We start from the raw sequence: 6837 nt of genomic DNA on the forward strand, positions 1-6837 counted from the left end.
CGTTGCCGTGGATGTTGAATAGATTGTCCTCGTCGGCGAATTCGTCACCGGCGAGAATCATGGGAATGCCGACCGCCGTCAGCAGGCAGGCAAAGGCCAGCTTGACGCGGCGTCCGATCTCGTTATTGTCCTCATCATCATCGTTAGGGAATTGATACCGGAAGGTGGTTGCGATCCGCTCCTTATGTTGGCCCTCGACGTCATGGCTGCCAATATAGTTCACCGATTCCGCCATATCCGAGAAGCCGAACGAGCGGCAGTCGACCATTTTCTGCACGGTCGACTCGAAGCTCTCGCCGCCGGCGCTTTGGCCCAGGACAGCGGATCGTAAGTACTCGCGGAAGTTGTCGTTCCAGAGCGCGGTGATACGACCCTGCCGGATGATGTCGAGCGGAAGATTCAGTTCCTCTCCCACGACCAGAAACCGGGCATCGGCGTCGGTTTGGGATAGTCCAGCAGCGGCGCAGCGCGCACGGAAACGGTCTCGCGCGTTGCTGGTAAAGGTTCCGAGGAAATCCCAGTTCGCGACGTTCTCGACGCTGTCGATCCGGTATCCGTCGATATGGAAGTCCGTCATCCAGCGTTCTTGCGCGACGAAGTGAAGATTTCGTGCGGGCACGAAGGTTGCATTTTGGCCGGAAACCGGATCGTAGGTCGTCGTTTGCCGGACGAATCGCCAAAGAGCGCTGCCAAACCCATTTCTCGTTTGCGGATTGCCGGGGGTGCTGCGAGAGTTCAAGGCGTCCGGATCGGACAGGTCCGGATGTTGGCCGTCGATCGCGATGTGAAAGTCATCGAAAGCGATGCGCTCGTAAGATCCGCTGCGAGCGAAAGCCATAACGACGTCATCGATCAGACGAATGCCCAGGCCGTGGCAGGTTTCGGAGAGACGGCGCAAATCCGCGTTCGCGGTTGAGAAGCTGTTGTATTCGGGCTGCCCTAACTCGGCATCGGGGGCGTACATGTGCGACGTGCCATAGCCCCATTGCCGGGCGTAGAAGCTATCCGCCGGGGGCAGTAATTCGATGGCATTGATCCCGAGTTCCGCGATATGAGCGCTGCCCTTTTGCGCCGCTGCGAGCTGGTCGAAGTTGGGGGATAGAGCGGTGGGGTCGAGCATGGCCAGCACGTCGCGAAACGTGCCGATTCCTTCCTCGGAGCCGCCCCTCGGCTTACGCATCCACGTCGTTGGAAGCTCATAGATGATGGTGAAGTTGTTGGCGGGGAGTCCGCCGGGGTTGTCTCCGCCGGGTGGGGTAACGGGCGTGCTGTCCTGATCGCAGGCGACCAGTTGGCCGCCTTGAAAAAGGATGACGGAGGCGGGCTGCTCACCGCCGGCCTCCAGAAGACGCCAGTCGGGAGTCGCTGTGATGGGATCGGTCACCCGAACGCGGGCGCCCGGATTGCTGCCCGGCCGCGTGTCATCCACCTCGAACCAGTAATGATAAACCGATCCGTCGGTAAGCCCGCAATCCGCGGCGGCGATCTGCCATAGATCGTCAAGTCCCGCCACGGCGGTTAGATCGAGGGTCCTCGGCCCTTCCAGCGACGGCGGCGCGCCAAACTTCAGCGTGCCGATAACCAGTTTCGGGGACGTCTGTTGCGGCCCCCACAAGGTGAAGGCCGTTTTTCTGCGGTTTAATAGATCGGCACTCATTCCACATACCTCTAAATCGAGCTTTTGGTCAGCTTAGTTTACTCGAAAAAGCTGAAGTTCAAGCAGAAAAACGCGTGGAAAAGCTGGCGCGATCGAAGCCTTGCGATACGAGTAGAGCCGATCGCCTCTTCGGTGCATCCTAAGATCGAAAGAGCTGCATATGCTTAAAGAAGGCGACATCGCACCGAACATTCATCTCCAGACGGACACCGGTGAGGACTTCGATTTGAAGGCACACCGCGGCCGCAAGATCGTTCTCTACTTCTATCCACGGGCCGATACGCCCGGATGCACCGTCGAGGCCTGCGAGTTTCGCGACGAGGGGCCGCAGTTTGTCTCCAAAGACGCGCTGATCGTCGGCGTTTCGCCCGACACCGTGAGCGCGCAGGCCAAGTTCAAACAGAAGTTTGATTTGAATTTCGTTCTGCTCGCGGATAAGGACAAGGAGGCCGCGATCGCCTACGGTGTGCTCAAAGAGAAGAACATGTACGGGAAGAAGGTCATGGGCGTGGAGCGCACCACCTTTCTGATCGATGAAAAGGGACGCATCGCGAAGATCTTCAACAAGGTCAAACCGGAAGGCCACGCAATGGCCGTTCTGAACGCGGTCTGAAGCCGCGGCTGTGGCCTTGGAGCCACGCGTGTGGCGCGTGAAAGACTCTGTTATCCCGGTGCGGGGCGTGGGATAATTGTGCTCATATGCACCCGAAGTTCCTGCTGCGTGCGGGCCTCCTTGCGGCCGCGCTCTGCGGCCCTGTTTTGTCCGCTGCCGATGTTCCAGCCGCGTCATCGACGCCGAACGTCAAAGTCGTCGAGATGATTGTCGCCAAAGTGAATGGCGAGATCATCACCCAGACTGAATTGGAGCATCAGCGCGCCCTGATTCAGTCGGAACTGGAAAAGGACGTTACGATTCCGCGCGACAAGCTCGCCGCCGAGGTCAATCAGAAGCAAGCCGATGCTCTTCGCGGGAAGATCGACGAGCTGCTTCTGACCCAGAAGGCGAAGGAAGAATCGATTAGCGTCGATGCCGAAGTGACCAAGCGGCTGGCGCAGCTCCAGGCTGACAGCAAGAAAGCGGACCCGGAAGAGTTCCATCGCTGGATTCAGGAGAACGCGGGTATCCCGTTTGAAGATTTCAAGAGCCAGATGCGCGACCATCTGTTGACCCAGAAGCTGGTCAGCCAGGAAGTGGCTTATAAGATCAACATCCCGCAATCCGAAATTAAGGATTACTACGAGAAGCATAAGGCGGATTTCGTTCGCGAGGAACAGGTGTTTCTGCGCGAGATCCTGATCGCGCCCAAGAGCAACTCGCCGGCAGATGTCGCAGCCGCGGAGAAGAAGGCCAAAGAGATTTGCGCGCGGGCCCGCAAGGGCGAGAAGTTTGCCGAACTTGCCCGGTCTTACTCGGATGCCGCCACGGCCCAGCAGGATGGCGAGTTGGGCGCTTACAAGCGCGGGCAGTTGCTGAAGCCGATCGAAGACGCCGTTTTCACACAGAATCGCGGGTATGTGACCGATCCGATCCGGACCAGCGGCGGCTTTGAAATTCTCAAGGTCGAGGAGCGCTATCAAGCGGGCCAGGCGGCTCTGGAAGATGTCCAGAACGAAATCATGGACAAGCTGTACGCGCCGCGTATGGAGCCTGAGCTTCGCAAGTACCTGACGAAGCTGCGTGAAGACGCGTTCATCGAAATTCGCGGCGGCTGGGTGGATAGCGGAGCGGCGCCGGGCAAAGACACGAGTTGGAAGGATCCGGCAACGATTCAGCCCGAGACCACGACGAAGGCCCAGGTGCAGGCACAGAAGAAGAAGCGCATTCTGGGCGTCATCCCACGTCATACCAGCTCGGTGAGCTCGTCCGATCCCGGTGCTGCCGGCAAGTCTGCAACTCCGCCCGCGGCTCCCGGGACAACCCCCGCGACGACGCCTGCTTCGGGTTCGAGTTCGTCCTCTTCGTCGTCGCCGTCTTAAGGATGAAGCCGTGTTACGTCAATGAGCTGGAGGCAAGCCAGCTCATTACCAGCTCGTTTCTGGTTTATTCGAAAGAGATCCGCGAGAAGAAAACGGGAGAGCCTTATCTCTCGCTGCTGCTGGCCGACAAGACGGGCCGCATCGACGCCAAGATGTGGGACAACGTCAACGACGCACTAGCTGCGTTTGACCGCGACGACTTCGTAAAAGTGAAGGCGCTGGTTCAGATTCATCAGAACCGCCCGCAGTTGACGATTCATAAGATCCGGCGGTTAGACGATCATGAGGTCGAGTTCATCGACTTCTACCCATGTTCCTCGCGCGACCCGGATGTGATGTGGAGCGAACTGACGGCCATTGCGGGCGAAGTGAAGAACCCGCATTTGCGCGCGCTGTTGCAGGCGTTCCTTGCGGATAACGAGATCGCCGTCCGTTTCCGCCGCGCACCGGCCGCGAAGACGATTCACCACGCGTTTCTCGGCGGCCTGCTGGAGCATGTCCTTTCGCTTTGCATGCTGAGCCGGTCGGTTTCTACCCACTATCCGCACATCGATGTGGACCTCCTGATCACGGGCGCCATTCTCCACGATGTGGGTAAGGTTTACGAGCTCACCTACGATCGCGGGTTCGGCTATTCGGTGGAAGGGCAGCTTCTCGGACACATTCCGCTGGCGCTGCGGATGCTTTCGGACAAACTCCGCGATCTGCCCGATTTTCCGGATCGGCTGCGGACCCTTGTCGAGCACATGATCCTCAGCCATCACGGGCAACTGGAATTCGGATCGCCGCGCGTTCCACTGTTTGCCGAGGCGATGCTGTTCCACTACCTGGACGACATGGATTCCAAGATCGAGTGCATGCGCAATCTGGTGGAGAACGACCGGACCGGAGATCCGCTCTTTACCGGCTACAGTTCGCCGTTGCAGCGCGTGGTGCTGCGCAAGGAGGCGTTTCTGCACCCGGCGCCGGTCCCGCCTTCCGCGACCGTGGTTCCCACCGCGGCGGAAGTCGCGCGGCCGGAGCCCTCCAGCTCTCCCTTCGGAGCGAAGCTTCTCGACGCGCTTCGGGAAAACTGATGCCCGAGCCCGCGCGCATTCTCATCCGAGCCGCCAATTGGATCGGGGACGCGGTCATGTCGCTGCCCGCATTACGCGCCGTCCGTAGCCGCTACCCGCAAGCCCACATCGCCGTCCTCGCCCGGCCCTGGGTGGAAGACTTGTACCGCGGTGAAAGCAGCGTCAACCGCGTGATCGCGTATACGCACCGGCCCGGCCTTCACGACTTCGCCGCCAAATGGAACACGACGCGAATCCTCGCTCACGAGAAGTTCGACCTGGCGATTCTCTTTCAGAACGCGTTCGAAGCCGCGCTGATTGCAAAACTATCCGGAATTTCAAAGATCGTGGGGTATAACCGCGACGCGCGCGGCCCCCTGCTCACAGAATCCATTCCGGTTCCATCTCCCGGAGAAATCCCCAAGCACGAACGGTTCTACTACCTCGAACTGCTGCGCCGCGCCGGAATCATCGATGAGATCCCGAAGTCCGACGAAATCCGCCTCGAATCCGCGCCGGTTAGAGCCGCCGCGGGACGCGAGACACTTGCCTCAATGGGCGTACCGCTCCCCGTAGTTGGAATCAGCCCAGGCGCTGCCTACGGGTCCGCGAAACGCTGGCTGCCCGAGCGCTTCGCCGAGGCCGCCATCCACCTTGCATCCGAATATAAAGCGTCAATTTGCCTTTTTGGTTCCTCTGCCGAGCGATCGCTCTGCGATTCCGTTGCTGAGCTGATCGTCAGCCGCGCGCCGAAACTTTATGTCCGCAGTTTGGCCGGGGACACGTCATTGCGCTCGTTCATCGAGTGTACGGCGGCATGCATGCTGTTCCTGACCAACGATTCCGGAGCGATGCACATTGCATCCGCGCTGGGCGTTCCCACGGTGACGGTTTTCGGGGCCACCGATCATCTCGCGACCGGGCACACCGGAACGCGCGGCCGCGTAATCCGCAACGATGTTCCGTGCAGCCCCTGTCTGCGGCGCGAGTGCCCGATCGACCATCGATGCATGACCGGAGTTCCTGCTTCGGCAGTGGTTGACGCGGCGAATGAGCTGTTGAGCGTCCATTGAATACACGTGACAAAATACTCACGCCCGAACAAGCGATCGAATGCGCGAAGACGGTGGCGGCGAACCTCGTGATCGGGCGTTTCGATGTCCTCCGCTCATCGACGGTTGCCCGCCTATCCGCGCTCGCCCGGCCTAATACGCGCCTCTTCGCCATTGTTCTGAATGACCCTTCTGCGCTGTTGACGCTTCGCGCACGCGCGGAGCTTGCCGCAGCGCTCCGGGTGATAGACTACGTGATCCCTGTGGAAACCGATCCCGCCGATTTGATCGCTGGGTTGATCAATGTGTCAGCTCCCGGCGAAGTCTTCGATGAAACCAACGCGCACCTGCGAGCGACGCACGAGCTAATCGACCATGTCCGCGAACGGCACAAGGAGCCCCGCCATTAGCTCCGGCATCCTGGTCGTCCGGCTGGGCGCGATGGGCGATGTGCTGCACGCCCTGCCCGCGGCCGCGTCGCTCAAGCACAGTTTTCCCGCGTCGAAGCTAACGTGGGTGGTCGAGAGCACGTGGGCGCCGCTGCTTGAAAACAACAGCTTCATCGATCGCGTGATCTGCGTCGATCGCCGCCGCCCAGCGTCGTGGCTAAGCACGCTTCGTGAGCTGCGCGAGCAGCGCTTCTCGCTGGCGTTCGATTTTCAAGGGCTGCTCAAGTCAGCAGTCACCGCGTCGCTCGCGCGGCCGGACCGCTTGATCGGATACAGTCACCGGCTGGTGCGCGAACGGATGGCGGCGTGGTTCTATTCCAATCGCGTCTCGAGCGCGGCGGTGCATGTGGTCGATCGTCATCTGGATGCGGCGGCTGCCGCCGGCGCGGTCAATCTGATTCGTTCCTTCCCGCTGCCGCAAGGCATGCCGGAAGGCGATCTTCCCGATGCGCCTTTCGTTCTGGCCACTCCCTCGGCCGGATGGAAGAGCAAGCAATGGCCGCTCGAATCCTACGCGGAGGTCGCCCGCTTGTTGAAGGACCAGTGGAACATCCCGCTGGTTCTGAACGGGCCGCCGTCCGCGCGCGCAGAGCTGGAGCAAGTCCCCGGGGTGTGGGTTCATTCGAGCGGCATCTCCGGCCTGATTG

General features: G+C 60.4%; 7 protein-coding genes. 6 read left to right on the forward strand and 1 reads right to left on the reverse strand.

The window, feature by feature from the left end; translation table 11 throughout:
- Nucleotides 1-1657 (reverse strand): alpha-amylase family glycosyl hydrolase (locus H1Y01_RS12385; RefSeq protein ID WP_180540830.1); only part of this gene is annotated, 1657 nt, incomplete at its 3' end.
- Nucleotides 1658-1817: 160 nt separating this feature from the next.
- On the opposite strand from H1Y01_RS12385, the gene bcp reads away from it, so the two are divergent.
- The 6 genes from bcp to H1Y01_RS12415 form a co-directional block, all read left to right on the forward strand.
- Entirely contained in the window at nucleotides 1818-2270 is a 453-nt protein-coding gene (bcp, locus tag H1Y01_RS12390; RefSeq protein WP_180540831.1) for a thioredoxin-dependent thiol peroxidase, read from the forward strand.
- A gap of 86 nt (nucleotides 2271-2356) precedes the next feature.
- The gene (locus H1Y01_RS12395) at nucleotides 2357-3634 is read left to right on the forward strand and encodes a peptidylprolyl isomerase (RefSeq protein ID WP_180540832.1); all 1278 of its coding nucleotides are present in this window, start codon (nucleotides 2357-2359) and stop codon (nucleotides 3632-3634) included.
- A 2-nt stretch (nucleotides 3635-3636) separates the two neighbouring features.
- A complete protein-coding gene (locus H1Y01_RS12400) occupies nucleotides 3637-4710 on the forward strand; it encodes a 3'-5' exoribonuclease YhaM family protein (protein ID WP_180540833.1) in 1074 nt (357 codons plus the stop codon).
- Nucleotides 4710-5762, forward strand: a complete 1053-nt coding sequence (gene waaF / locus H1Y01_RS12405; protein WP_180540834.1) for a lipopolysaccharide heptosyltransferase II — start codon at nucleotides 4710-4712, stop codon at nucleotides 5760-5762. Before H1Y01_RS12400 ends, waaF begins: the two co-directional genes overlap by 1 nt.
- Complete coding sequence (locus H1Y01_RS12410) at nucleotides 5759-6151, forward strand: hypothetical protein (protein WP_180540835.1); 393 nt, start codon at nucleotides 5759-5761, stop codon at nucleotides 6149-6151. Before waaF ends, H1Y01_RS12410 begins: the two co-directional genes overlap by 4 nt.
- Nucleotides 6117-6837 (forward strand): glycosyltransferase family 9 protein (locus H1Y01_RS12415; RefSeq protein ID WP_180540836.1); only part of this gene is annotated, 721 nt, incomplete at its 3' end. The genes H1Y01_RS12410 and H1Y01_RS12415, both read left to right, overlap by 35 nt.

This window comes from Nevskia soli (genome assembly GCF_903970205.1).
Lineage (GTDB): Bacteria > Acidobacteriota > Terriglobia > Bryobacterales > Bryobacteraceae > Bog-113.